Origin of the sequence: Enterobacter sp. ECC-175 (genome assembly GCF_043968675.1) — a bacterium.
GTDB lineage: Bacteria > Pseudomonadota > Gammaproteobacteria > Enterobacterales > Enterobacteriaceae > Enterobacter.
On sequence record NZ_CP143776.1, the window covers coordinates 2,415,154 to 2,441,405 of the forward strand.

At 59.7% G+C, this 26,252-nt stretch carries 26 protein-coding genes; 17 read left to right on the plus strand and 9 right to left on the minus strand.

The window, feature by feature from the left end:
- The first annotated feature begins 10 nt into the window (after window positions 1–10).
- Window positions 11–580: a carboxymuconolactone decarboxylase family protein gene (locus V1599_RS11400; protein ID WP_395300052.1), complete on the plus strand. Its 570-nt coding sequence runs from the start codon at window positions 11–13 to the stop codon at window positions 578–580.
- Window positions 573–1,190 carry a CDP-alcohol phosphatidyltransferase family protein gene (locus V1599_RS11405; RefSeq protein WP_395300053.1) on the plus strand — a complete coding sequence of 206 codons (618 nt, stop codon included), beginning with the start codon at window positions 573–575 and terminating at the stop codon, window positions 1,188–1,190. The genes V1599_RS11400 and V1599_RS11405 overlap by 8 nt, the downstream gene beginning before the upstream one ends.
- On the opposite strand, the gene V1599_RS11410 is transcribed toward V1599_RS11405, so the two are convergent.
- The 6 genes from V1599_RS11410 to xthA all read right to left on the minus strand — a co-directional run bounded on the left by V1599_RS11410 (window position 1,187) and on the right by xthA (window position 7,368).
- The gene (locus V1599_RS11410; protein WP_395300054.1) at window positions 1,187–2,494 is read right to left on the minus strand and encodes a rhodanese-like domain-containing protein; all 1,308 of its coding nucleotides are present in this window, start codon (window positions 2,492–2,494) and stop codon (window positions 1,187–1,189) included. The two genes, V1599_RS11405 and V1599_RS11410, sit on opposite strands and share 4 nt — an antisense overlap.
- Before the next feature lie 73 nt (window positions 2,495–2,567).
- The gene (locus V1599_RS11415) at window positions 2,568–3,188 is read right to left on the minus strand and encodes an ATP-binding cassette domain-containing protein (protein ID WP_297117838.1); all 621 of its coding nucleotides are present in this window, start codon (window positions 3,186–3,188) and stop codon (window positions 2,568–2,570) included.
- Entirely contained in the window at window positions 3,188–4,723 is a 1,536-nt protein-coding gene (locus V1599_RS11420; protein ID WP_297117835.1) for a thiamine ABC transporter permease, read from the minus strand. Before V1599_RS11420 ends, V1599_RS11415 begins: the two co-directional genes overlap by 1 nt.
- Window positions 4,696–5,856: an ABC transporter substrate-binding protein gene (locus V1599_RS11425; RefSeq protein WP_395301574.1), complete on the minus strand. Its 1,161-nt coding sequence runs from the start codon at window positions 5,854–5,856 to the stop codon at window positions 4,696–4,698. Before V1599_RS11425 ends, V1599_RS11420 begins: the two co-directional genes overlap by 28 nt.
- Before the next feature lie 15 nt (window positions 5,857–5,871).
- On the minus strand, window positions 5,872–6,549 hold the full coding sequence (locus V1599_RS11430) for a TVP38/TMEM64 family protein (protein WP_395300055.1): 678 nt from the start codon (window positions 6,547–6,549) through the stop codon (window positions 5,872–5,874).
- Between the two features lie 12 nt (window positions 6,550–6,561).
- Complete coding sequence (gene xthA, locus V1599_RS11435; RefSeq protein WP_112009426.1) at window positions 6,562–7,368, minus strand: exodeoxyribonuclease III; 807 nt, start codon at window positions 7,366–7,368, stop codon at window positions 6,562–6,564.
- Window positions 7,369–7,801: 433 nt separating this feature from the next.
- Between xthA and V1599_RS11440 the strand changes: the two genes are divergently transcribed.
- The 7 genes from V1599_RS11440 to ves all read left to right on the plus strand — a co-directional run bounded on the left by V1599_RS11440 (window position 7,802) and on the right by ves (window position 15,494).
- Window positions 7,802–9,022 (plus strand): aspartate aminotransferase family protein, encoded by a 1,221-nt coding sequence (locus V1599_RS11440; protein WP_395300056.1) that lies wholly within the window; start codon window positions 7,802–7,804, stop codon window positions 9,020–9,022.
- Window positions 9,019–10,053: an arginine N-succinyltransferase gene (gene astA / locus V1599_RS11445; RefSeq protein ID WP_112009428.1), complete on the plus strand. Its 1,035-nt coding sequence runs from the start codon at window positions 9,019–9,021 to the stop codon at window positions 10,051–10,053. The genes V1599_RS11440 and astA overlap by 4 nt, the downstream gene beginning before the upstream one ends.
- Complete coding sequence (gene astD, locus V1599_RS11450) at window positions 10,050–11,537, plus strand: succinylglutamate-semialdehyde dehydrogenase (protein WP_395300057.1); 1,488 nt, start codon at window positions 10,050–10,052, stop codon at window positions 11,535–11,537. The genes astA and astD overlap by 4 nt, the downstream gene beginning before the upstream one ends.
- Window positions 11,524–12,849, plus strand: coding sequence for an N-succinylarginine dihydrolase (gene astB / locus V1599_RS11455; RefSeq protein ID WP_297117818.1), 1,326 nt, complete (start codon window positions 11,524–11,526; stop codon window positions 12,847–12,849). The genes astD and astB overlap by 14 nt, the downstream gene beginning before the upstream one ends.
- Window positions 12,850–12,858: 9 nt before the next feature.
- The gene (astE, locus tag V1599_RS11460; protein WP_395300058.1) at window positions 12,859–13,824 is read left to right on the plus strand and encodes a succinylglutamate desuccinylase; all 966 of its coding nucleotides are present in this window, start codon (window positions 12,859–12,861) and stop codon (window positions 13,822–13,824) included.
- 334 nt (window positions 13,825–14,158) lie between these two features.
- Window positions 14,159–14,653: an ATP-independent periplasmic protein-refolding chaperone Spy gene (gene spy / locus V1599_RS11465; protein ID WP_395301575.1), complete on the plus strand. Its 495-nt coding sequence runs from the start codon at window positions 14,159–14,161 to the stop codon at window positions 14,651–14,653.
- Window positions 14,654–14,936: 283 nt separating this feature from the next.
- Window positions 14,937–15,494, plus strand: coding sequence for an environmental stress-induced protein Ves (ves, locus tag V1599_RS11470; RefSeq protein ID WP_112009433.1), 558 nt, complete (start codon window positions 14,937–14,939; stop codon window positions 15,492–15,494).
- Here ves and cho read toward each other — a convergent pair.
- Window positions 15,472–16,350 carry an excinuclease Cho gene (gene cho, locus V1599_RS11475; protein WP_395300059.1) on the minus strand — a complete coding sequence of 293 codons (879 nt, stop codon included), beginning with the start codon at window positions 16,348–16,350 and terminating at the stop codon, window positions 15,472–15,474. The two genes, ves and cho, sit on opposite strands and share 23 nt — an antisense overlap.
- A gap of 153 nt (window positions 16,351–16,503) precedes the next feature.
- Window positions 16,504–17,328, minus strand: a complete 825-nt coding sequence (gene nadE / locus V1599_RS11480; protein ID WP_112009435.1) for an ammonia-dependent NAD(+) synthetase — start codon at window positions 17,326–17,328, stop codon at window positions 16,504–16,506.
- Window positions 17,329–17,560: 232 nt separating this feature from the next.
- On the opposite strand from nadE, the gene osmE reads away from it, so the two are divergent.
- From osmE to chbG, 7 genes are all read left to right on the plus strand, one after another.
- On the plus strand, window positions 17,561–17,905 hold the full coding sequence (gene osmE / locus V1599_RS11485) for an osmotically-inducible lipoprotein OsmE (RefSeq protein ID WP_112009436.1): 345 nt from the start codon (window positions 17,561–17,563) through the stop codon (window positions 17,903–17,905).
- Between the two features lie 281 nt (window positions 17,906–18,186).
- Window positions 18,187–18,504 carry a PTS N,N'-diacetylchitobiose transporter subunit IIB gene (gene chbB, locus V1599_RS11490; protein ID WP_112009437.1) on the plus strand — a complete coding sequence of 106 codons (318 nt, stop codon included), beginning with the start codon at window positions 18,187–18,189 and terminating at the stop codon, window positions 18,502–18,504.
- An 81-nt stretch (window positions 18,505–18,585) separates the two neighbouring features.
- Window positions 18,586–19,944, plus strand: coding sequence for a PTS N,N'-diacetylchitobiose transporter subunit IIC (chbC, locus tag V1599_RS11495; RefSeq protein WP_112009438.1), 1,359 nt, complete (start codon window positions 18,586–18,588; stop codon window positions 19,942–19,944).
- Window positions 19,945–19,991: 47 nt separating this feature from the next.
- Window positions 19,992–20,339 (plus strand): PTS N,N'-diacetylchitobiose transporter subunit IIA, encoded by a 348-nt coding sequence (gene chbA, locus V1599_RS11500; RefSeq protein WP_112009439.1) that lies wholly within the window; start codon window positions 19,992–19,994, stop codon window positions 20,337–20,339.
- A 5-nt stretch (window positions 20,340–20,344) separates the two neighbouring features.
- On the plus strand, window positions 20,345–21,187 hold the full coding sequence (chbR, locus tag V1599_RS11505; RefSeq protein ID WP_112009440.1) for a transcriptional regulator ChbR: 843 nt from the start codon (window positions 20,345–20,347) through the stop codon (window positions 21,185–21,187).
- Window positions 21,188–21,296: 109 nt separating this feature from the next.
- Window positions 21,297–22,652, plus strand: coding sequence for a 6-phospho-beta-glucosidase (locus tag V1599_RS11510; RefSeq protein WP_395300060.1), 1,356 nt, complete (start codon window positions 21,297–21,299; stop codon window positions 22,650–22,652).
- Window positions 22,653–22,662: 10 nt separating this feature from the next.
- Complete coding sequence (gene chbG, locus V1599_RS11515; protein WP_395300061.1) at window positions 22,663–23,415, plus strand: chitin disaccharide deacetylase; 753 nt, start codon at window positions 22,663–22,665, stop codon at window positions 23,413–23,415.
- Between the two features lie 109 nt (window positions 23,416–23,524).
- Here the strand turns inward: chbG and katE are convergent, their stop codons facing one another.
- Window positions 23,525–25,774: a catalase HPII gene (gene katE, locus V1599_RS11520; protein WP_112009443.1), complete on the minus strand. Its 2,250-nt coding sequence runs from the start codon at window positions 25,772–25,774 to the stop codon at window positions 23,525–23,527.
- Window positions 25,775–25,976: 202 nt separating this feature from the next.
- Here katE and cedA point away from each other — a divergent pair, with 202 nt between their 5' ends.
- The gene (gene cedA / locus V1599_RS11525) at window positions 25,977–26,216 is read left to right on the plus strand and encodes a cell division activator CedA (protein ID WP_220092920.1); all 240 of its coding nucleotides are present in this window, start codon (window positions 25,977–25,979) and stop codon (window positions 26,214–26,216) included.
- The last annotated feature ends 36 nt before the right edge of the window (window positions 26,217–26,252 follow it).

Consider the following 26,252-nt stretch of genomic DNA (forward strand, 5'->3'; position numbering starts at 1 on the left):
GGAGAATCAGGTGAAAGAGACGACCGCCTGGGTAAGCCCCATCAACAACATTCCCGCCAGCCTTAAGCCCATCGCCGCCGTACAGAAGAAACATTTCGGCGCGGTGTTAAACCCCACCCGCTGGTGGGGCCGCATGCCGCGATTGTTCTGGCTGGTGGCGCTGTTCGTCGGCTTTCTGGAGCGGCGCAGCGCGCGGCTTAGCCCGGTGCTGCGCTCGCTGCTGATGACCCGCGTGTCGCAGCTGTGCCACTGTGCGTTCTGTATTGACGCCAACAGCCTGCGCCTGGCGGAGAGAGCGGGCGCGCTGGATAAAGTGCAGGCCGTGAGCGACTGGCATGCCTCCGCGCTGTTCAGCGAGGAAGAGCGCGCGGCGCTGGCCTATGCCGATGCGGTCACCGCCACGCCGCCCCGCGTGGACGACGCCACAAAGGCCGACCTCAAGCGCCACTTTACGGACGAAGCCATTACCGAGATGACGGCGCTAATTGCGTTCCAGAACCTCTCCGCCCGCTTTAACGCCGCGCTGGAGATCCCCGCGCAGGGGCTGTGCGACAGCGCCAAAGGAAAGCCGCATGCTTGATCGTCATCTGCACCCGCGCGTCAAGCCCGCGCTCGGCCGCCTGGCCGCCGCGCTGGATAAGCCTTTTATCTCACCGGACGGTCTCACCCTGACCGGGTTTGCCATCGGCGTGCTGGCGCTGCCGTTTCTGGCGCTGGGATGGTATCCGGCGGCGCTGGCCGCCATTGTGCTGAACCGCCTGCTCGATGGCCTTGACGGCGCGCTGGCGCGCCGCAGGGGATTGAGCGACGCTGGGGGATTTCTGGATATCGCGCTTGATTTTCTGTTCTACGCGCTGGTGCCGTTTGGCTTCGCCCTCGCCGCGCCCGCAGAGAACGCGCTGGCGGCCGCCTGGCTGCTGTTCGCCTTTATCGGCACCGGGAGCAGCTTCCTGGCGTTTGCGGCGCTGGCCGCGAAGCACGATATTGATAACCCCGGCTACGCGCATAAGTCGTTCTACTACATCGGCGGGTTAACGGAAGGGACGGAGACGATTGCGCTGTTCGTGCTGTGCTGCCTCTTTCCGGCGCACTTCACGCTCTTTGCGTGGACGTTTGGCGCGCTGTGCTGGCTGACCACCACAACGCGCATCTGGAGCGGCTACGTGACGCTGAAGGCGCTCAGGCCCTAGCGCACGCTCTCCGGCCCGCGCTCGCCGGTGACGGTCGGATTTTTCGGGTCGGCGCTCCATTCGTACCAGCCGCCGTCGTACACGGAGACGTTTTTCCAGCCCATCGCCCGCGCGTACATGAAGGTTTCCGACGCGCGCCAGCCCGTACCGCAGTAGAACGCCACGTGCTGCTCCGGCAGGATATTCCAGGTTTTCCACATGGCGGCGATGTCGTCCGCGCTGCGCATGGTGCCGTCCGGATTGTGGAAATCTTCCATGTGGGTCGCATCGCTGCCCGCGTGCCCCCAGCGCGCGCCCGCAATCTCGCCTTTTGGCTTGATGTAGCTATAGCCGCTGGTTTCCCCGATGAACTCCGGCCACGAGCGAATGCTGACCAGCGACGCGTCCTGGCGATTGAGCATGCCGCGCGCCTGTTCCATATCAACCATCAGCTGAGGCTGACCGGGGATAGGGGCACCAAAATCGGGGGCCGGTTTCACCTTCGGCGGCATGCCGCGCTCAACCGGCAGCCCGGAATCTGACCAAGTCTTCCAGCCGCCATCAAGCAGACGCACGTCCTTAACGCCCGCGTACAGCATAATCTGCGCCACGCGCGCCGCCGCATAGACGTCGCGGCCGTAGAGGATGACCGTGGTGTCGTGGCGAATGCCGTGTTTTGCCAGCAGCGCCTTCAGCTTGTCGTCGGAGACCTTATTCCACAGCGGCTCGCTTTCGACGTCGTTGGTGTCGATGTAGTCCGCGCCGGGAATATGGTTCAGCAGATAAAATTTCGGCGCGCCCCAGGCGGCTTCAATCACCTTCCAGTCGCCCTTCGGCGCGGCAACCACCGGTTTACCCTGCTGCAGCTGGTGGAGCCACTGCGGATAAAACAGCTGTTCGAAGTGCGGCAGGCGCTGCAGGCGCTCGGCGGACTGGAGGGCATCGCTCAGAAGGGAAATCTGCGTATAGCCCGCTTTTTCCAGCCGGGCCCGGACGGCCTGGTTATCGCTTTCGCTGCCGTAAAGCGCAATCGGCCTGTCGGCGGAAAGCTGATGGGCTTTTGCCCATGCGGCTATCTGCGCGTCGCTCATCGCGCCGAGCCACGAGGCGGAAAGGTTCAGCGCGGCGGGTTCATGCCCGGAAGGGGCGCTTAGCGCCTGCGGCCAGCCGTTATAAAACGCGCTGGGGCGGGTATCGATCGCCGCGCCGTGCTGCTGTTGCAGCTGCTCAAGCGTGAGGGAGTGGGGCATGTTGGCCGCCAGGGAAGAGAATGAGGCGAGGCCGCAAAGCAGGGCCAGCGCGGTCAGTTGAGAAACACGTTTCATCGAAAATCCTGACACAGAGAAATGAGGGCGTCATTGTCGTCGTTCCCGTCGCGGAAAACATTGCGTTAGCACATTATTGCCAGCGAGAAAGCGCAATCACCTGGCCGCCGGGCGGAATATCGTTTTCATCATGCGTGACCAGCACCGCCGGGATATTGCGCGCGCGGACGGCGTCAAAGACCCACGCGCGGAAGCTGGCGCGCAGCGCGCTGTCGAGGCGGCTGAACGGCTCGTCCAGCAGCAGCGCCCGCGGCTCGGCAAGCAGGGCGCGAAGCAGGCTCACTCGGGCACGCTCCCCGCCGGAGAGCGTTGCGGGATCGCTATGATAATGGTGATTCAGCCCGGCCGAAGCCAGCGCCGCCTGCACCGCCTCCCGACGCGCCTTTCCGGCTACGCGCGCGGGCAGCGCCAGCAGCAGGTTTTGCCCAACGCTGAAGTGGTCAAAGAGCAGCGCGTCCTGAAAAAGAACGCCGATTCCGCGCTGCTCCGTGGGCAATTCATCGCAGCGGCGATCGTCCAGCCACAGCTCGCCCTGCGCCTGAAAATCCGCGGAAAGCGCGCCCGCCATCCACGAAAACAGCGTTGATTTCCCGCTGCCGGAGGCGCCCATCAGCGTGACGATCTCGCCGCGCGGTACGCAAAAATTCACCCCGCGAAATAGAGGTTCAATGGTGAGGTCGTTGACGTTGAGCATCAGCGTAATCCTTGTCGATAGCGCCCGGCGAGGCGGGCCAGCAGCGCGGCCACGCCGAACGCGCCGCCCGTTAACAGCAACAGCCCCAGCGCGCGGCTGGCGAGCACCGGCACGCTGCCGCCGCTGCTGAGCGCAACGGCCTCGGTGGTTAGCGTGGCGAGGCGTCCCGCGCCGAGCCACAGCGTGGGCATGTACTGGGCCATGCTCACCGAAAACCCGGTGGCGAACGCCAGCAGCGCCGGGCGAAGCAGCAGGGGACATTTTAGCAGGCAGAAGATTTTTCCGCGCGACCAGCCCAGCGTTCTGGCGGTGAGGATCAGCCGGGGATCGAGCCTGCGCCAGGCGGGCTGCAGCATCAGCAGCATCCACGGCAGCACCCACAGCAGGTGGCTCCACAGCACGGTGGCATACTCACCGTCCAGGCCGAGCCGCAGCGCCAGCGCGTACTGGCCGGAAACGAGCGGCAGGGCGGGAAGCGCCAGCGGCAGCCAGATCCACAGCGCGCCGCGCCGGGGGCCCCACTCGAGCCAGAGGAAAATAACCGCCAGGGCGATCAGGCTCGACAGCAGGCCCAGGGACAGGCTGGTGCTGACAAGCGTCAGGGCGGCACCGTCGTCGCGCGCCAGCGCAACCAGCACGACCGTACACAGGATGCCGCAGGCGGGCAGCAGCCAGCCCAGCGCGCGTTCGGGAAGCGGGGCGTGCGATATCCGTCGAACGCCGGACAGGTTCGGCACCGCGCGCCGCCAGGCTCTCCACAGGCCGTAGCCCAGCGCGGCCAGCGCCGCTAAAAGCGCCAGCAGAAGCAGGCACAGCAGCGTGCCCTTGACCTGCTGGCCCTCATCGCCCTGGCTCAGCCAGTGCCAGGCCAGCACCGCCAGCGTCGGCGGGTTCCCCGGCCCGAGAACGATCGCCACGTCGACGGCCGAAAGTGACCAGGCCAGAACCGCGAGCATCACCGCGCCCAGCGCGGGGGCGATCGCCGGAATGACCAGCCAGGCCAGGCGCTGCAGCCTCCCGTAGCCGAGGGTTTGCAATACCACGTTTTGCTGCGCCAGCCGCTGCTCCGGCAGTACCGCACAGATGGCCCACAGCACGAAGGCGCTCTCCTTAACGGCGAGCGTAAATCCCAACCCCACGCCGTAGCGGTCCAGCTGGGGCACGCAGAGCGTGCAGAATCGGTAAAAAAGGCCGCCCTCGGCAAACACCAGCAGCACGCTGGTGGCAAACGCGACGTGGGGCACGGCCAGCAGCCACGGCAGGCGGCCGCTCAGGCGCTGCCAGCGCTCGCCGGGCCAGAGCAGGGCGACGAACCCGAGCGCGATCAGCAGCGCGCCGAGCGTGGCAATCAGGGTTGAAACCAGCGTGGCGGCCAGCGCCTGGGGTAGCTGCGGATCGCCGAGAAGCGACTGCCACCCCTCAGAGGAGAACGCCGGAGCCAGCAGGATGACGGCCGCGGGCACGAGCGGCACGTAAATCACCGCCATCGCCAGCCGGGCAAGGCCGCCTAGCGCGTACCGTAGCGGCGAAGCCATTCCTGCTCCAGCGCGTTCACCCAGGCGGCGTGCGGTTCAGCCAGCACCGGCGGCAGGCCCGCAGGCGTAAAGGCGGCAAGCGCTTTTGCCGCATCGGCGGGAAGCTTGCTCGCGTCCAGCACGCTCGGATCGCCCCAGACGGCGGGGTCGGCCTTGCGGATCTGCGCCCGCGGGGAGAGCAGGAAGTTGGCGACCACCTTCGCCCCCGCGCTGGCGCTGGCGTTTAGCGGGATCGCCACGAAGTGGACGTTTCCGAGCATGCCGTTGCGAAATCCGAAGCTATAGCTGTCTGACGGAAGTTCGCCGCTGGCCACCTTCTGCTGCGCGTGGGCCGGGTTAAAGGTCAGCGAAAAATTCAGGCTGCCGCTGGCTAACAGCGCGTCCATTCTGGCGGGCGACGGCGGAAAATCTTTCCCCTCGCGCCACAGCAGCGGGTGCAGGGCGTCGAGCCAGGCCCACAGCGGCGCGGTAACCTGGGCGAAATCGGCGTCCGGCACTTTTTTTAGCGCGTCAGGATACTCGGTCAGCGTGAGGAGCATCTGCTCAAGAAACGCGGTGCCGGTAAAGTCCGGCGGGCGAGGGTAGCTCACCTTGCCCGGATGCTGCTGCGCGTACGCCAGCAGCGCCTGCGGATCGGCGGGCGGCGTAGGCGTGCTGCCACGGCGGGCGATGAAGGTGAGCTGCGCGCCGCCCCACGGGGATTCCGCCCCCTCGGTGGCAACCGCAAAATCTTCCGTGACCGGCTTTTGCGTATCGACGTAGCGCCAGTTCGGCAGCGCCTGCGCCCACTGGGTTTGCAGCAGGCCGGCCTCCTTCAGCGTGCGGAAATTCTCTCCGTTAACCCACAGCAGATCGACCGAGCCTTTCGCCGTGCGCCCCGCGCGGGCCTCCGTCTGAATGCGTTTGACCGCGTCGGCGGCGTCGGCCAGGCGTACGATTTTAAGGTCGATGGCGTAGTGGGTTTTCATCTCTCCGCTCACCCAGTCGAGATAGCGGTTTACCGCCGGGTCACCGCCCCAGGCGTTGAACCAGACCGTCTGACCCTGGGCCTGTTGCTGGAGGGTTTGCCAGCTGTCTGCTGCCAGTACGGGGGCGGCAATGAGCAGGCCTGTCAGAATCGCGCAAAAACGCACACGGCGCATGATGCCTCACTTTTTGGTCGAAAAGGGATAACGGGAAAGAAGCCAGCGGGTAACCAGCGGAAATAATCCCAGCAGTGTAAAGGCAACGATCAGCCCAGGCGACAGAATATCGCGCAGTGAGGTTATGTTTCCTAACGCGCGTCCGGCGTTCAGGAAAATGACCGTAGCGGGCAGCATCGCCAGCTGGCTAACCCACCAGTAGCGGCGCACGCCAAGGTGCGTGAGCCCCATCAGCAGGTTGACCAGGAAAAAGGGGAACAGCGGCATCAGGCGCAGGGCAAAAAGGAAGCCCGCGCCGTCGCGAGCCATACCGGCGTTGACCGTTTTCATCTGCAGGGCAAAACGCTGCTGGACCCAGTCGCGCAGCAGGTAGCGGCTTGCAAGCATCGCCAGCGTCGCGCCGAGCGTGGAGGCAAACGACACCAGCAGTACGCCCAGCCACGGGGTGAACAGCGCGCCGCCGAGCAGCGTCAGGAACGCCGCGCCGGGAATGGAGAGCGCGGAAACCAGCACATATACCGCAAAGTAGAGCAGCGCGCTCTGAACCGGCGCGTGATTGACCTGCGCAATCAGCGCGTGCTGGTGAGCTTTAATGGCATCGAGCGAGAGCGTGCCGGGCGGCAGAAAACGAAACGCAAGAATAAAGGCGCCCAGAAGGGCGCACAGGAAGAGGGTTTTACGCATGATCACGCGGCGTTACAGCTTGAATTTCGCCCATACCGGCGCATGGTCCGACGGTTTTTCCATGCTGCGAATGTCGTAGTCAATCCCGGTTTCAACGCAGCGCTCTGCCAGCGGCGAGCTTGCCAGCAGCAGGTCGATGCGCAGGCCGCGGTTGTCGTCGAAGCCTTTCGAGCGATAGTCGAACCACGAGAAGCGATCCTGCGTCTCCGGGTTAGCGGCGCGGAAGGTATCCACCAGGCCCCAGCCGAGCAGGCGGTCCATCCACTCGCGCTCTTCCGGCAGGAAGGAACATTTGCCGGTGCGCAGCCAGCGCTTGCGGTTCTCTTCACCAATGCCGATGTCCAGGTCGGTCGGGCTGATATTCACATCACCCATGATCAGCACCGGATTCTCTTTGTCCAGCTCGGTGGTCAGGTAGTTTTGCAGGTCCTGATAAAACTTCGCTTTGGCCGGGAACTTGGTTGGATGATCGCGGCTTTCGCCCTGCGGGAAGTAGCCGTTGATCACCGTGATGTTGCCCAGCGGGGACGGAATTTCCGCCATGATGATGCGGCGCTGCGCCTCTTCATCATCGCCCGGGAAGCCGCGACGCACCGATACCGGCGTCTCTTTGGTCAACAGCGCCACGCCGTAGTGGCCTTTCTGCCCGTGATAGAAGACGTTGTAGCCCAGCTTCGCGACCTCTTCGAGCGGGAACATATCGTCGTGGACTTTTGTCTCCTGCAGGCCGATTACGTCAGGCTGATGTTGCTCAACAATTGCTTCAAGCTGATGGGGGCGGGCACGCAGGCCGTTGATATTAAAAGAGACAAATTTCATAGTCGCTGCCAATGCAAGGTGAATAGTGCAGGGATGGTAGCAGAATTTGCCGCGTCTGGTATCGGGATCGACCAATAACTGCAACAGATAACGCCAACGGTGCAATATTTGCACCATTACGACGCGCGCTGCCCGCAAACAGGGCGTAAACGATCGCTAAATTTCGCGAGCGATCACAATTCCAGAATTATATTTGGCCTCTGCATACTCTTTCTGATTTTCGTGCGGCAAAGCGCCGCTTGTCGTAAAAATATTCACTTATTATGCAATAACAGTGAATAACTCCATATCGTAACCCGTTGATATTCTGTCTGAACAATCCGTTTATGCATTTTTATCGCTGGCTGGCACGAAGGCTGCAATCTACATTCACAGTGCAAACACTCAATTATTTAACATTCAAATAACTTTTTATTTACCGGATGAGGTCGCTATGTCTCTGTCAATCACGCGTGAAAATTTCGATGAATGGATGATGCCGGTTTACGCTCCGGCGGCTTTTATTCCGGTACGGGGGGAAGGCTCACGCCTGTGGGATCAGCAGGGCAAAGAGTATATCGACTTTGCCGGCGGGATCGCGGTAAATGCGCTGGGCCACGCGCATCCGGCGCTGCGTCAGGCGCTGAACGACCAGGCGGCTAAGTTCTGGCATACCGGCAACGGCTATACCAACGAGCCGGCGCTGCGACTGGCGAAAAAGCTGATCGACGCCACCTTCGCTGAAAAAGTCTTTTTCTGTAATTCGGGGGCGGAAGCCAACGAGGCGGCGCTCAAGCTGGCGCGCAAATACGCGCACGATAAGTTCGGCGCGCACAAGAGCGGCATCGTGGCGTTCAGGAACGCCTTCCACGGCCGCACGCTGTTTACCGTGAGCGCGGGCGGCCAGCCGTCCTACTCGCAGGACTTTGCGCCGCTGCCGCCGGACATTCGCCACGCGGCCTATAACGATCTCGACTCAGCCCGCGAGCTGATTAATGAAAACACCTGCGCGGTGATCGTCGAGCCGATGCAGGGCGAAGGCGGCGTGGTGCCCGCGCAGAAGGCCTTCCTGCAGGGGCTGCGCGAGCTGTGCGATCGCCATAACGCGGTGCTGATTTTCGATGAGGTCCAGACCGGCGTGGGCCGCACCGGCGAGCTGTATGCCTACATGCATTATGGCGTCACGCCGGACGTGCTCTCCACCGCGAAAGCGCTGGGCGGCGGCTTCCCGGTAGGGGCGATGCTGACCACCGATAAATTCGCCAGCGTGATGGTTGTCGGCACGCACGGCACAACGTACGGCGGTAACCCGCTGGCCACGGCGGTGGCCGGGCAGGTGCTCGATATCATCAATACGCCGGAGGTGCTCAGCGGCGTGAAGCAGCGCCACGCGTGGTTCGTGGAGCGCCTGAACGCCATCAACGGTAAGACCGGCCTGTTCAAAGAGATCCGCGGCCTGGGGCTGCTGATCGGCTGCGAGCTTGCGCCTGAGTTTGCCGGAAAAGCGAAGCTGGTTTCACAGGAAGCGGCGAAGCTGGGCGTGATGGTGCTGATTGCCGGTGCCAACGTGGTGCGCTTTGCTCCGGCGCTGGTGGTGAGCGAAGAGGAAATTCGCACAGGTTTAGACCGCTTTGCGCTGGCCTGTGAAAAAGTGAAGTCCGGGGTGTCATCATGATGGTCATCCGTCCCGTTGAGCGCGGCGATATCGCGGCGCTCATGCAGCTCGCCGGTAAGACGGGAGGCGGGCTGACCTCGCTTCCCGTTGATGAAAAAACGCTGTCGGCGCGCATTGAGCGCGCCCTGCAGACCTGGCAGGGGACGTTGCCAAAAAGCGAACAGGGCTACGTGTTCGTGCTGGAAGACACCGACACCGGAACGGTCGCCGGGATTTGCGCCATTGAGGTGGCGGTCGGCCTGAACGACCCGTGGTACAACTACCGCGTCGGCACCATGGTTCATGCCTCAAAAGAGCTGAACGTTTACAACGCGCTGCCGACGCTGTTTCTCTGTAACGATCACACCGGCGCCAGCGAGCTCTGCACGCTGTTCCTCGACCCGGAGTGGCGCAAGGAGGGCAACGGCTATCTGCTCTCTAAATCGCGCTTTATGTTTATGGCCGCCTTTCGCGATCGCTTTAACGAAAAGGTCGTTGCAGAAATGCGCGGCGTGATAGACGAAAAAGGCTATTCCCCGTTCTGGGAAAGCCTGGGCGAACGCTTCTTTTCGATGGAATTTAGCCGCGCGGACTATCTGTGCGGAACCGGGCAGAAGGCGTTTATCGCCGAGCTGATGCCGAAGCATCCTATCTATACCCATTTCTTAACCCCGGAAGCGCAGGCGGTGATTGGTGAAGTTCATCCGCAAACCGCGCCTGCCCGTGCGGTGCTGGAGAAAGAGGGTTTCCGCTACCGCAACTACGTCGACATCTTTGACGGCGGGCCGACGCTGGAGTGCGACATCGACCGCGTGCGCGCGATCCGCAAAAGCCGCCTCGTGCAGGTGGCGGAAGGCCAGCCCGCGCCGGGCGAGTGGCCCGCCTGCCTGGTGGCAAACGAGCACTACGAAAACTTCCGCGCCATGCTGGTGCGAACCAACCCGAAATGCGAGCGCCTGGTGCTGACCGCCGCGCAGCTCGATGCCCTGAAATGCAATGCCGGCGACGCGGTTCGCCTGGTGCGGCTCTGCCCGGAGGAGAAGACAGCATGACTTTATGGATTAACGGTGACTGGATCACGGGCGAGGGCGAACCGCGCGTTAAAACCAATCCGGTGGGCAAAGAGGTGCTCTGGCAGGGCAACGACGCCAGCGCAGGGCAGGTTGAGCTGGCCTGCGCCTCCGCGCGCCGCGCGTTTCCGGCGTGGGCGAAACAGCCATTCTCCGCGCGTCAGGCGATCGTCGAAAAATTTGCCGGGCTGCTGGAGGCCAATAAAGCCGAGCTGACGCGCATTATCGCGTCCGAGACCAGCAAGCCGCGCTGGGAGGCGGCGACCGAGGTGGCGGCAATGATCGGTAAAGTCGCGATTTCGGTGAAGGCTTACCACACCCGCACCGGCGAGCAGCACACCGAGATGCCCGACGGCGCCGCCACGCTGCGCCACCGGCCGCACGGCGTGCTGGCGGTGTTTGGCCCGTACAATTTCCCCGGCCATCTGCCGAACGGGCATATCGTGCCCGCGCTGCTGGCGGGCAACACCGTGATCTTCAAGCCGAGCGAGCTCACGCCGCTGACCGGAGAGGCGGTGGTGAAGCTCTGGGAGCAGGCGGGCCTGCCGCCGGGCGTGCTGAACTTGGTGCAGGGCGGGCGCGAAACGGGTCAGGCGCTGAGCGCGCTCGCCGACGTTGACGGCCTGCTGTTTACCGGCAGCGCCGGAACGGGCTACCAGCTGCACCGCCAGCTGGCCGGGCAGCCGGAAAAAATTCTGGCGCTGGAGATGGGCGGCAACAACCCGCTGATCGTGGAAGATCCTGACGATATTGATGCGGCGGTGCATCTGACCATCCAGTCAGCCTTTATTACCGCCGGGCAGCGCTGCACCTGCGCGCGCCGCCTGCTGGTGAAGCGCGGGGCGCAGGGGGATGCGTTCCTTAAGCGCCTCGTCGAGGTGAGCGCGCGGCTGGTTCCGGCAAAATGGGACGCCGAGCCGCAGCCGTTTATCGGCGGGCTGATCTCCGGGCAGGCGGCGCTGAACGTGCTGAACGCCTGGCAGGATCACGTTTCGCGCGGGGCGAAAACCCTGCTGGAGCCGAAGCTGGTTGAGCCGGAGACGTCGCTGCTGACGCCGGGCATTATTGAGATGAGCGGCGCGAGCCGCGTGCCGGACGAAGAGGTCTTTGGCCCGCTGCTGTGCGTCTGGCGCTATGACGATTTTGACAGCGCCATCGCGATGGCCAATAACACCCGCTACGGCCTGTCGAGCGGGCTGATTTCGCCGCAGCGCGAGAAGTTTGACCAACTCCTGCTGGAAGCGCGCGCCGGGATCGTCAACTGGAACAAACCGCTGACCGGCGCGGCGAGCACCGCCCCGTTTGGCGGCGTGGGGGCGTCGGGCAACCATCGCGCCAGCGCGTGGTATGCGGCTGATTACTGCGCGTGGCCGATGGCGAGCCTGGAAACGCCCGCGCTGACGCTGCCGGGCACGCTCAGCCCGGGTCTGGATTTTTCGCAGGGAGACGATCATGAAAGCGCGTGAGGTTAACTTTGACGGGCTGGTGGGGCTGACGCACCACTACGCCGGGCTGTCGTTTGGCAATGAGGCCTCGACGAAGCACCGCTTTCAGGTCTCTAACCCGAAGCTGGCGGCGAAGCAGGGGCTGCTGAAGATGAAGGCGCTCTCGGACGCCGGTTTCCCGCAGGCGGTGATCCCGCCGCAGGAGCGCCCTAACGTGCCCGTTCTTCGCCAGCTCGGCTTTAGCGGCAGCGACGAGCAGGTGGTCGAAAAGGCGGGAACGCAAACGCCGCACCTGCTGTCGGCGGCCAGCTCCGCGTCCTCTATGTGGGTGGCTAACGCGGCAACCGTCGCGCCGTCGGCGGATACGCTGGACGGCAAGGTTCACCTGACGGTCGCTAACCTCAACAACAAGTTCCACCGCGCCACGGAAGCGGAAACCACCGAGCGCGTGCTGCGCGCCATTTTTAATGATGAAGCCCATTTTGAGGTGCATCAGGCGCTGCCGCAGGTAGCGATGTTTGGCGATGAAGGCGCTGCGAACCATAACCGCCTGGGCGGTGACTACGGCGAGCCGGGCCTTCAGCTCTTTATCTACGGGCGCGAAGAGGGCGGCTATTCCGCACCGGCCCGCTATCCGGCGCGCCAGACGCTCGCGGCAAGCCAGGCCGTCGCGCGGGTGAATCAGGTCAATCCGTCGCAGGTGATGTTTGCCCAGCAAAACCCGCACGTTATCGACCAGGGCGTGTTCCATAACGACGTGATTGCCGTCTCCAACCGCCAGGTGCTGTTCTGTCACGAGCAGGCATTTGCCCAGCAGGACAGGCTGCTCGCCGCGCTGCGCGAGCGGGTGCCCGGCTTTACGCCGATTCAGGTACCCACTGAGGCGGTCAGCGTGCAGGACGCGGTCGAAACCTACCTCTTCAATAGCCAGCTGCTGAGCCGGGATGACGGCAGCATGATGCTGGTCCTGCCGCAGGAGTCGCGCAACCATGACGGCGTGTGGCGCTATCTGAGCGCGCTGGTGAAAGCCGATAACCCGATCGACGCGCTGCGGGTGTTTGACCTGCGCGAAAGCATGGCCAACGGCGGCGGTCCGGCCTGTTTACGCCTTCGCGTGGTGCTGACGCAGGATGAAATGCGCGCGGTCAATCCTGCGGTCATGATGAACGACGCGCTGTTTAACAGCCTTAACGACTGGGTCGAGCGCTACTATCGCGACCGGCTCACCCAGGCCGACCTGGTTGACCCGCAGCTGCTGCGCGAAGGGCGCGAGGCCCTGGATGCATTGACGAACATCCTGCGGCTGGGATCGGTTTATCCGTTCCAGCGCTAAGGGGAGGGTATGGAAAATTTACTGGCACTGACGCTGGCGAACGACTCGCCGGCGCGGCGCGAGGGGGAAGGCCCCTCATTTCGCTGGCGCTGGCTTGAGCGCGGCGTGCTGGAGCTGACGCCGTTTGACGAGGGTGGGCGGTCGCTGCTGCTGTCGTCGGGCATTCACGGCAACGAAACCGCGCCGGTCGAGATCGTCGATCTGCTGCTGCGCGCGCTGTATCGCGGTGATATTAGCCTGCGCTGCCGCGTGCTGGTGGTGCTCGGCAACCCGCCCGCGCTGGCGCAGAATAAGCGCTACCTCGAAAGCGATCTTAACCGCATGTTCGGCGGGCGCTGGGCGCAGTTCCCGCGGGGCGATGAGACGGCACGCGCGCAGCGGCTTGAGCAGGCGGCGAGCGCATTTTTTGCCGCCGCCGGGCCGGACCGCTGGCATCTCGATCTGCATACGGCGATCCGCGCGTCGTACCACGTGCGCTTCGGCGTGCTCCCCCAGCGCGATGGGCCGTGGGATGACGATTTCCTGCGCTGGCTTGGCGACGCGGGGCTGGAGGCGCTGGTCTTCCACCAGGCACCAGGGGGCACCTTTACCCACTTCACCTGTGAAAAGCACGGCGCGCTGGCCTGCACGCTGGAGCTGGGAAAAGCGCTGCCGTTCGGGCATAACGATCTCGAACGCTTTGCGCCTACGCACGCCGCGCTGCGGGCCCTGCTGGGCGGGTTAGCACCCGAGCGCGCGGCTGAACCTCCGGTGCGCTATCGCGTGGTACAGCAAATTACGCGCCGCAGCGAGCATTTCCGGCTGCATATGGCCGCACACACGCTGAACTTTACGCCGTTCCGCCAGGGCGTGCTGCTGGCCGAGGACGGAGAAGAGCGTTACGAGGTGCAGAAAGCGACGGAGTATGTTCTTTTCCCGAATCCCGCCGTGGCGTTTGGCCTCAGGGCCGGGCTGATGCTGGAAAAATTAGCCTGAGTGTGGCCCCTCTCTTTTATGCGAGGGGCTCCAGTCCTTTTATTTTCTTGACCATAAGCGCGATTGCCGATCTTTTGCAGATTATTCCTGGTGAATTGCTTTATTAATAATCTCTCTTTGGATATACTTCTGCATATTCTCTTTAAAATCATTAAATTGAATATTTTCGTTTCAACTCTCCACGCTTTATCCTTAATTTCTCCATATTTGGTGAAAATGTGTTTTATACGCTTTCATTGTTTTACCGTTACTCTGACTAATTGACGATAAACCCCGTAAAGTTAATCTCGTCAACACGGCAACACGCCGAAGAATAACTGAAAGTAAGGAAATAATTATGCGTAAGTTAACTGCACTGTTTGTTGCTTCTACCCTGGCTCTGGGCGCAGCAGGTACGGCGTTCGCCGCAGATACCGCAGCCGCGACGGCCGCGCCTGCTGAAGGCAAAATGATGATGCATCATAAAGGCATGCCGGGTATGCATCACGACATGATGTTTAAAGACCTGAACCTGACCGACGCACAGAAGCAGCAGGTGCGCGACATCATGAAAAGCCAGCGCGACCAGATGAAGCGTCCGCCGCTGGAAGAGCGCCGCGCAATGCATGACATCATCGCCAGCGACAGCTTCGATAAGGCAAAAGCTGAAGCACAGATCGACAAGATGGCCGCGCAGCACAAGGCAATGATGCTGTCCCGCATGGAGACTCAGAATAAGATCTACAACATTCTGACTCCGGAACAGAAAAAACAATTCAATGCCAATTTTGAGAAGCGTCTGACAGAACGTCACGCGCCGGAAGGTAAAATGCCTGCACCAGCCGAATAATCGGTTAACTCTCTTAAGACCGCCGGGATCCTGTCCACAAAAGCGCAACCGCTGTGGGCAGGACCGGCGGTTTTTCTTTTCTCTCCCCTTGCCTGGCGCGATAAGCTCGGTATTCTCATCAGGTCGCTACAGAGAATGTTCAACGGAGTCATGGCGTTAGAATTTTTTTAACGTTCGTCTAAGGCATACCTCTCTGCTGCCGATAATAGCTAACGATAACAATCATAACCGCAGCGGTGGTGAACCGCGGCGTTGGGGCTGGCTGCGCCCTTCAGGAGAGGTGATGGAGTTCTTTGATATTCGTAAGATGCCGGTCAGCCTGTGGCGCAACGGTGCCGGAGAAACGCGCGAGATTTGCTGTTTTCCTCCCGCCACGCGTGATTTTTCGTGGCGAGCCAGCATTGCGTCTATTGCCAGCAACGGGGAGTTTTCCTCTTTTCCGGGCGTCGAACGGGTCATCACCCTTCTTGAGGGCGGCGAAGTTACGCTGGACGCGGGCCACGCGTTTTGCCATACCCTGAAGCACCATCAGCCGTATCGTTTTTCTGGCGATCTGCCCGTCAAGGCGCAGCTGACCGAAGGCCGGATGTCGATGGATTTCAATGTTATGACCCGCCGGGAGCATTGCCGGGCGAAGGTTCGCGTGGCCGATCGCACCTTCACCACCTTCGGCTCGCGGGGGGGCGTGATTTTTGTGCTAAGCGGGGCGTGGCAGCTTGGCGAAAAACTACTGACCGCCGATCAGGGGGCGTGTTGGGAAGAGGGCGTACATACCCTCCGCCTGCTGGAGTCCAGCGGCACGCTGCTGTTCAGTGAGATTACCTGGCTGCCGGGTCACTAAGCGCGACGATCTCGTATTGTCCGTTCAGCAGGGGTTTACAGAGGATTTTATAACCGTCCTGATCGAAACCGGCGGGCGCGCGCAGCAGCCCGGCAGCGTCGGTTAACTTTTCAACCGCGCCCAGCCACAGCCAGTTGTGGATGATGTGATAGTGCGTGAGGCCATCGCCGCATTCCTTCAGCGCAACGGCGCCTTCCCACGGCCAGCAGTTCACGCTTATCGATGCCAGCCCCGCCATAAATCGCGCCTGATGTTCTTCGACGGGTTCTTTTCCGCAGCATGCCCCCGCGCACCGCTTAAGCGCCGACCGGAAGCAGGCGCGCCCGCGGGTGGTGGCTTCCAGCCCCAGCAGGCCGTAGCAGAGCTTCAGCTCGTCCGCGAGGGTTTGCAGCGTTTGCAGCGCGGCGCGCTTGTTGGCAAACAGCCCGTACAGGTTTGGCGTGCGGGAGAAATCCACCTCCCGGGCGTACACCACCTGAGGTTTGCCGCCGACGACCTGCAGCGAACAGAGCTGGCGATTGCGGCGCAAACGCTTGTTGAACAGCGGCTGCTGCTCCTTGATGAGCCGGGCTTCAAGCAGCAGCGCGCCCAGCTCGCCCGCCGTCTGGATCCAGGTGATGCGACGCGACTGGCGCAGCATCGCGGCTTCATCCGGCGTGCGCAGATGCGAGAGCACCCGGCTGCGGATATTGACGCTTTTGCCGATATAGAGCGGCATGGTGTCGCTTTCGCCATGAAAGAAATAGACGCCGGGCTGCCTGGGCAGCGCTTCCAGCCAGGGACGAAGATGTTCGGGATATTCATAGATGGCCGCCGCTTCGAACTCGAGACGCGGGGCGGATTGACGCCTGCTCACATAGTGCTCCGTATACTGTTCAGGTATACAGTGTAGCAGGTGTGGAGTGGTTAAAAAAGAGCCGGGTGGGGTTGCGCTGAACCGGCCAGATCGTGCGGTCTGTTGCCCTCACCCCAACCCTCTCCCACAGGGAGAGGGAGAAAATGCTCGCGTTTATTTCCAGAAATCGTCGAACACGGTAATCGGCGTGTGGCGTTTATGCTCGGTCTTCAAATACCAGCCTTCGATGATTTTTGCGATGCCCTCATCCAGCGTTTTGCCCTCCAGATAATCATCGATGTTATCGTAGGTCACGCCGAGCGCCGCTTCGTCCGGCAGGGAGGGGCGATCGTCTTCCAGGTCAGCCGTTGGCGCCTTCTTATATAAATGTTCGGGGCAGCCCAGCGCGGCAAGCAGCTGTTTGCCCTGGCGCTTGTTCAGGCGGAAAATCGGATTAATGTCCGTGCCGCCATCGCCGTACTTGGTGAAGAAGCCGGTGATGGCTTCCGCTGCGTGATCGGTTCCCACCACCACGCCTTTGGTCATGCTGGCAATGCTGTACTGCGCCTTCATGCGCTCGCGCGCTTTCTCATTACCGCGGACAAAATCGCTTAGCTCAATACCCGCTTCACGCAGCGCCTGTTCGCTGGCCAGAACAGCCCCTTTGATGTTGACGGTCAGCACCCGGTCTGGCTGGATAAACGCAATCGCGTCCTGACAGTCCTGTTCGTCAGCCTGCACGCCGTAGGGCAGGCGCACCGCGATAAACTGCAGCGCGCTGTCGCCGGTCTCTTCACGCAGCTCGGTGATGGCCATCTGGCATAGCTTGCCGGTGAGGGTGGAATCCTGACCGCCGCTGATGCCCAGCACGAGAGACTTCAGGAACGAATTTTTTTTCAGGTATGACTTCAAAAAATCAACGCTTCGGCGGATCTCTTCTTGCGCATCAACCGCGGGCTTTGCGCCCAGCGCCTGAATGATGTCTTGTTGCAGAGCCATGACGCCCCTCCCTATGCAGAACGAAACAGAAAGTGTATTCCGTTAAAACTAACCCGTTGGGCGAGAAACGACAAGGTTCACCGTTTTGAGTGCGCTAATTTGCGACGTTTTAGCAGGTTATCGTAGTTTTATTAGATTTTTCCGAAATTCGTCTGGCGAAAATCACAAAGTTGAAGAATCGTGATTTTTATTCCATGCTTAGATAACACGCTGATAAACAAGAGGACGGAAAATGAATAAGAACGTAGCAGGAATTTTAAGTGCAGCGGCGGTTCTGACTATGCTGGCAGGGTGTACGGCTTACGATCGTACCAAGGACCAGTTTACTCAGCCAGTGGTGAAGGACGTTAAGAAAGGGATGACCCGTTCGCAGGTTGCCGCAATTGCCGGTAAGCCTTCGTCCGAAGTCACCATGATTCACGCGCGCGGTACCTGCCAGACCTACATCCTGGGTCAACGTGATGGTAAGGCAGAGACCTACTTCGTCGCGCTGGATGATACCGGACACGTAATCAATTCCGGCTATCAGACCTGTTCTGAATATGATACCGATCCGCAGGCGCCTAAGGCTCAGTAACCCTTTAAGCCTGATGATGTTAACAAACCGGCCAGCTGGCCGGTTTTTTTACGTCCGCGCTAATCTTATTTCTTCCCGCGAATTATTTGGCTGAAATGTGAAGGGAGTCAACAAGCCAGGTCAATGAGAGACAATTTGTGTCTGTTCAGAATTATCCCCTGCCTGTACCATTGCGTATACTCACTTCAACGACAAACAATGTTAAGCAAACTGCCCGTCAGCCAGGATAGCGAGTCGAGTGATAGCGCGACGGCGGGTGGCCAAACAAGAGGGAAGTTACGATGGAAAAGAAACATATTTATCTGTTTTGTTCTGCGGGCATGTCAACCTCACTGCTGGTATCAAAAATGCGCGCGCAGGCTGAAAAGTATGAAGTTCCCGTGGTAATTGAAGCGTTTCCGGAAACCCTGGCGGGCGAGAAAGGACAGGCTGCGGACGTCGTGCTGCTGGGGCCGCAAATTGCCTACATGTTGCCTGAAATTCAGCGTTTGCTGCCAAACAAGCCGGTTGAAGTTATTGATTCCGGGCTGTACGGCAAAATTGATGGTTTAGGTGTATTGAAAGCTGCTGTTGCAGCCATTAAAAAAGCTGCAAATTAATTATTTTATTTTTCCCGTCAAAGAGTAATTTCACACACAATACGCCGTAACCGTCGTTACGGCATTTAAGGGTATTTACCTATGAGTAAAGTCATCGCTTCACTTGAAAAGGTACTCCTTCCTTTTGCTGTTAAAATAGGAAAGCAGCCTCACGTTAATGCCATCAAAAACGGCTTTATTAAATTAATGCCGTTAACGCTGGCCGGGGCCATGTTCGTTTTAATTAACAACGTTTTCCTGAGCTTTGGCGAAGGGTCCTTCTTTTATTCATTAGGAATACGGCTAGACGCTTCCACCATTGAAACCCTTAATGGTTTAAAAGCCATCGGCGGCAACGTATATAACGGTACGTTAGGTATTATGTCGCTGATGGCGCCTTTCTTTATTGGGATGGCGCTGGCGGAAGAACGTAAAGTGGACCCGCTGGCCGCAGGGCTATTATCCGTTGCCGCATTCATGACCGTGACCCCGTACAGCGTAGGCGAAGCCTATGCGGTAGGGGCCAACTGGCTCGGCGGCGCAAACATTATTTCCGGTATTGTGATTGGCCTGGTGGTGGCAGAAATGTTCACCTTCATCATCCGCCGCAACTGGGTTATCCGCCTGCCGGATAGCGTACCGGCTTCCGTATCTCGTTCATTTTCCGCGTTGATTCCAGGCTTCATTATCCTCTCCATCATGGGGATTATCGCCTGGGCGCTCTCTCACTGGGGCACGAACTTCCACCAGATCATCATGGACTCTATCTCTACGCCGCTGGCGTCGATGGGGAGCGTGGTCGGCTGGGCGTATGTCATCTTTACCTCGCTGCTGTGGTTCTTCGGCGTGCATGGTTCACTGGCACTGGCGGCGCTGGACAGCGGTATCATGACCCCATGGGCACTGGAAAACGTTGCGCTTTACCAGCAGTACGGCTCCGTCGATGCGGCGCTGGCGGCCGGTAAAACCTTCCATGTGTGGGCGAAGCCGATGCTTGACTCCTATATCTTCCTGGGCGGTACCGGGGCGACGCTGGGTCTGATCATCGCGGTCTTTATTGTCTCTCGCCGCGCTGACCACCGTCAGGTTGCGAAGCTGGCGCTGCCGTCAGGCATCTTCCAGATTAACGAACCGATTCTGTTTGGTCTGCCGATCATCATGAACCCGGTCATGTTTATTCCGTTCGTACTGATTCAGCCGCTGCTGGCCGCGATTACCCTGACCGCGTACTACCTGGGCATTATCCCGCCGGTCACCAACATCGCACCGTGGACAATGCCGGCCGGTCTGGGCGCATTCTTCAATACCAACGGTAGCGTTGCCGCCTTCCTGCTGGCGATATTCAACCTCGGTATAGCCACGCTGCTCTACATGCCGTTCGTGGCGATTGCGAACAAAGCGCAAACCGTTATCGACGAAGAAGAGAGCGAAGAGGATATCGCCCTCGCACTGAAATTCTAAAGTTGCACGGCGCGGGGTAGCCCGCGCCAGCCAAAAGGAGCTTAAAGATGTTAGATTTAGACAGCATTGTTGCAGAAGAGGCGGTAGAGAACGATCTGGAAGAGGTGGTGATGGGGCTTATCATCAACTCGGGGCAGGCGCGCAGCCTGGCGTATGCGGCACTCAAGCAGGCCAAGCAGGGCGACTTCGCCGCGGCAAAGACCATGATGGATCAGTCCCGCACCGCGCTCAATGAAGCCCACCTGGTACAGACGAAGCTGATTGAGGGCGATCAGGGCGAAGGCAAAATGAAGGTTAGCCTCGTCCTGGTGCATGCGCAGGATCATCTGATGACCTCTATGCTGGCCCGCGAGCTGGTGGCAGAGCTCATCGAGCTTCACGAGAAAATGCAGTAAGGTTGATGGGGCAGCAGGAGGTCAGCACGATGGAAATTAAAACCGCACTTGAGCAGCAGCTGTTTAACGGCAAAAATTTTCACGTGGTTATCTACAACAAGACGGAGAGCGCCAGCGGTCTGCACCAGCATGACTACTATGAGTTCACGATTGTTCTGACCGGCCGCTACTATCAGGAGATCAACGGGAAGCGGGTCCTGCTTGAGCGCGGAGACTTCGTGTTCCTGCCAATGGGGTCGTATCACCAGAGTTTCTACGAATTTGGCGCCACCCGCATTCTCAACGTCGGCGTAAGCAGACGCTTCTTCGAGAAACACTACCTGCCGCTGGTACCGTTCTGCTTTGTGGCCTCACAGGTTTATCGCGTTAAAAACGAGTTTATGACCTGGATCGAGACGGTTATCGCCTCGCTCAACTTCCGCGACGGTGAATTTGATGAGTTTATTGAAACGGTCACGTTCTACGTCATGAACCGCCTTCGCCACCACCGCGAGGAGCAGCAGGTTGTTGATGATATTCCCCATTGGCTGCGCAGCACCGTTGAAATGATGCACGATAAATGTCAGTTCAGTGATAATGCCCTGGAGAATATGGTGGCGATATCGGGTAAATCGCAGGAGTATTTAACCCGCGCGACCCAACGTTATTATCGTAAAACGCCGGTGCAAATCATTAATGAAATCCGCATTAATTTTGCCAAAAAGCAGCTGGAAATAACCAACTACTCGGTGACCGATATTGCTTACGAATCGGGTTACAGTAGCCCCAGCCTGTTTATTAAAACCTTTAAGAAATTTACGTCATTCACACCGAACAGTTACCGAAAGAATTTGACGGTAATTAATTAACGGCAGACGGAGTATCCGTCAAGAATAATGATTTAATTGCTTGCCCAAATAGCGGGAAGAGAACGCTATACCTTGCAGGCGGTTAACCTGATACGCTAAGGGAGATATTATGCAACAGAAATTAAAAGTCGTAACCATTGGCGGCGGCAGCAGCTATACCCCGGAATTACTGGAAGGCTTTTTGAAACGCTATCATGAATTGCCGGTCAGCGAATTATGGCTGGTGGACGTTGAGGAAGGGCAGGAGAAGCTGGATATTATTTTTGACCTCTGCCAGCGCATGGTTGCCAAAGCGGGCGTTCCGTTAACCGTCCATAAAACGCTGGACCGCCGCCTGGCGCTGAAGGATGCCGATTTCGTCACCACCCAGCTGCGCGTTGGCCAGCTGAAGGCGCGCGAGCTGGATGAACGTATCCCGCTGAGCCACGGTTACCTGGGCCAGGAAACCAACGGCGCGGGCGGCCTGTTTAAAGGGCTGCGCACCATTCCGGTCATTTTTGACATTATCAAAGACGTGGAAGAGATCTGCCCGAACGCGTGGGTGATTAACTTCACCAACCCGGCGGGCATGGTGACCGAGGCCGTCTACCGCCATACCGGCTTTAAGCGCTTTATCGGCGTATGCAATATCCCGATCGGCATGAAGATGTTTATCCGCGACGTGCTGGAGCTGACCGATAGCGACGATCTTTCCATCGATCTGTTCGGCCTGAACCACATGGTATTTATTAAAGACGTGATGGTGAACGGCACCTCGCGCTTTGACGAACTGCTGGACGGCGTGGCTTCCGGCCGCCTCACCGCGGCATCAGTGAAGAACATCTTCGATCTGCCGTTCAGCGAGGGGCTGATCCGCTCCCTGAACCTGCTGCCGTGCTCGTACCTGCTTTACTACTTCAAGCAGAAAGAGATGCTGGCCATCGAAATGGGCGAGTACTACAAGGGCGGCGCGCGCGCGCAGGTGGTGCAGAAAGTTGAAAAGCAGCTCTTTGATTTGTACAAAGATCCTAACCTCAACGTGAAGCCAAAAGAGCTGGAGCAGCGCGGCGGGGCGTACTATTCTGACGCCGCGTGCGAAGTCATCAACGCCATTTACAACGACAAGCAGGCCGAGCATTACGTAAACGTGCCGCACCATGGCCACGTCGACAATATCCCGGCAGACTGGGCCGTGGAGATGACCTGCATCCTGGGGCGCGACGGCGCAAAACCGCATCCACGCATTACCCATTTTGATGACAAGGTGATGGGCCTGATCCACACCATTAAGGGATTCGAGGTGGCGGCAAGCAACGCGGCGCTCAGCGGCGAGCTGAACGACGTGCTGCTGGCGCTGAACCTAAGCCCTCTGGTGCACTCCGATCGCGATGCGGAGCGGCTGGCGAGTGAGATGATCCTCGCGCATGAAAAATGGCTGCCAAACTTTGCCGCAACGGTCGAGAAGCTCAAGTCCAATCACCGCTAAGGGGAGAACGATGGAAAACCTGCTGATCGTAAATGCCGATGACTTTGGCCTGTCGAAGGGGCAGAACTACGGCATTATTGAGGCCTGCCGCCGGGGCGTCGTGACCTCTACGACGGCGTTAATCAACGGTGAGGCGGTTGAACATGCGGCTCAGCTGAGCCGCGAGGTGCCCGAGCTGGGCGTCGGCATGCACTTTGTGCTGACGCTGGGGATGCCGCTCTCTGCGATGCCGGGGCTTACCCGTGACGGACTGCTGGGGAAATGGATTTGGGAAATGGCGGAGCAGGGCGCGCTGCCGCTCGATGAAATTGCCCGCGAGCTGGACTGTCAGTTCAACCGCTTTGTCGACGTGTTTGGCCGCGAGCCGACGCATATCGACAGCCACCACCACGTTCACATGATCCCGGCGATTTGCCCAGTCGTCGCCGAATTTGCAAAGCGCAAAGGGGTGGCGATGCGCGTGGATCGTAGCGTTCCGCAGGAGATGGACATGCCAGACGTGACGACAACGGACGGCTTCAGCAGCGCGTTTTACGGTAACGATATCAGCGAGGCGCTGTTCCTGAAGGTGCTGGATGATTCCGCCGCGCGCGGCGAACGGTCGCTTGAAGTGATGGCGCATCCGGCGTTTGTCGATAACATCGTGCGCAAAAGCGCCTACTGCTGGCCGCGCCTGGCGGAGCTGGACGTGCTGACGTCGGCGTCGCTGAAATATGCGATTGCCGAGCGCGGGTATCGTTTGGGGACGTTCAGGGATTTGTAAAAAATGTCCCCTCACCCTATCCCTCTCCCCAAAGGGGAGAGGGGACTACGAGCACAGGCCTGCATGTCTCCCTCTCCCTTTCAGGGAGAGGGCCGGGGTGAGGGTATTTTTACGCCGGTATCTGATCTATCTTGCTGCTGCGTGACCAGACGCGGTGCGCGGCAAGCAGATCAAAAAGCGTGGTCATAAACGCTTTGTCGACGCTATCGCCTTCGACAATCCCTTCCTCGCCCTGGTCCGCAACCTTCAATAGCGCCTTGAACTGACGCGCGTCGCCCGCGAGCGCAATCGGCTTGAGGTGCTTATAGGCTTCGAGCAGGTAATAGGCCGCATCGCCGTTGTTCAGCAAGCTCTGAATATCCCCGCACGGCACGATGACGGCATCTACCGTCAGCGACGGTGCCCCTGCGAAGGTTGCCGCAATCGGCAGTACGGAGCCATCATCGGCGGTGACTTCGCCCATGCGTGAGTAAAGCAGCTTTGCGTGAACGCCTTTGGACTTCAGCGCCTTCATTATGCTCAACACGTCGCTGGCGCGAGTGTTGTCATTCAACAGAATTGCCACCACGCGCCCTTTGATTGAACCGCCAGGTACTGCGTACAGGCTGAGAGACGGATCTTTCTTCACGCCGTTGACGTCTTTTGGCGGCGCGGCGTTCCGCTGCTCGTCGGTAAGCGCAATGCCGAGGTTATCAGCCACGCTCTGGGCGAGCTGAATATCAATGCGTGCCAGATGATCGACCACGCGCTCGCGGATGTAGCTGCGCACCACCTTGCTCAGTTCGAAGCTAAAGCCGCCGATAATGTGCTGTTGCTCAATCGGCGTCTGGCTGTTCCAGAACAGGCGCGGCTGGGCGTAGTACTCGCCAAACGACGGGCTTCGCTCGCGAATTTTGGTGCCTTCAACGCGCTCCTGATACGACTCAAAGCCGCCGCGCGTTGGCGCAGGAGGCGTTTCGCGCGGCCAGTTATCGTTAATGGAGTTTGGCTCGTAGTTCGCAGGGTTGGTGTCGATATCCTGGCGGTGCATCCCGTCGCGCTGGAAGTTATGGTACGGACAGGTTGGGCGGTTGATCGGAATTTCGTGGAAGTTCGGCCCGCCGAGGCGGCTGATCTGCGTATCGGTGTATGAGAACAGACGACCCTGCAGCAGCGGATCGTTGGTGAAATCCAGACCCGGCACGATATGCCCCGGATGGAACGCCACCTGCTCGTTTTCGGCAAAGAAGTTATCCGGGTTGCGGTTGAGCACCATTTTGCCCACCAGCTGAACCGGCACCAGCTCCTCCGGGATGAGCTTGGTTGGGTCGAGCAGGTCAAAGTCGAACTTAAATTCGTCCTCTTCCGGGATCAGCTGTAGCCCCAGCTCATATTCAGGGAAATCACCCGCTTCAATCGATTCCCACAGCTCGCGACGGTGGAAGTCCGGATCGCGGCCGGTAAGCTTTTGCGCTTCGTCCCACACCAGGGACGCCTTGCCCGCAACGGGCTTCCAGTGGAAGCGCACAAACGTGGCTTTGCCTTCGGCGTTGATCAGGCGGAAGGTGTGAATACCGAAACCTTCCATCGTGCGGTAGCTGCGCGGAATGCCGCGGTCCGACATCGCCCACATCACGTTGTGCAGCGTTTCGGGCTGCAGCGAGACATAGTCCCAGAAGGTGTCGTGCGCGCTTTGTCCCTGCGGTATCGCCCAGTGGGGCTCCGGTTTTACCGCATGGACAAAGTCAGGAAACTTATGCGCATCCTGAATGAAGAAAATAGGGGTGTTGTTGCCTACCAGGTCGAAAATGCCCTCGTCGGTGTAAAACTTGGTGGCGAAGCCGCGGATGTCGCGCACCGTATCGGCCGAGCCTGCGCCGCCCTGAACGGTGGAGAAGCGCACAAATACCGGCGTTTTTTTGTTGGGATCGGAGAGGAAGTCCGCTTTTGTGATCGCTTTCAGGCTCTTATAGGGCTGGAAATAGCCATGTGCCGCAGAGCCACGCGCGTGGACGATGCGCTCCGGAATGCGCTCGTGGTCAAAATGGGTAATTTTTTCCCGCAGGATAAAATCTTCCAGCAGCGTTGGGCCGCGGCTGCCCGCGCGCAGCGAGTTCTGATCGTCCGCGATGCGCACGCCCTGATTGGTCGTCAGCGCAAAGCCTTCTCCGCCTTTGCGGTGCGGCTCAAGCGAATCTACCTTGTGGTTTCCCGCGTCCGGGGATTTCATGCTGCCCGGTGCGGTGGGTTGTTCCCCGGGCGCCGAGTGGCCGGGAGTCGGGCGGTGGGAGCCGTCCGCAGGTGCGAGAGAGTCCATCCCCGGTTTTGATTCTTCGGTGCCATGAATGGGTGACTGATGTGGCTTATCTTTGTTCGACATTGCACGCTTCTCCTTTATCCATTGCTAAAAACCCTATTAAGGATAGAACAATGTGAGGATTTGGCCGGTTAACTAAGAGTTTTCACACTCCGGGATTAGCAAAAGGAGCGAAATGAGGCGCGCCGGGCGCGACGCAGGAGGGGAGAATCGGCTATCATAGAATTTTCTGCTTCCCGAATTTGTTTTAGTGAATCCGTCGCTTATGAAACCTCTTCGTCAACAAAACCGCCCCGTCATTAGCTACGTGCCCCGCGTCGAGCCCGCGCCGCCTGAACATGCCCTGAAGGTGGATGGTTTTCGCGATGTTTGGCAGCTGCGGGGGAAATACGTGGCTTTTGTACTGATGGGTGAACACTTTCGCCGTTCGCCGACCTTTTCCGTGCCGGAGTCGGCCCAGCGGTGGGCCGTGCAAATCCGTCAGGATGACGAGGTTGAAGAGTAGAGCAACAGATATAAAAAAACCGCCGGAGGGCGGTTT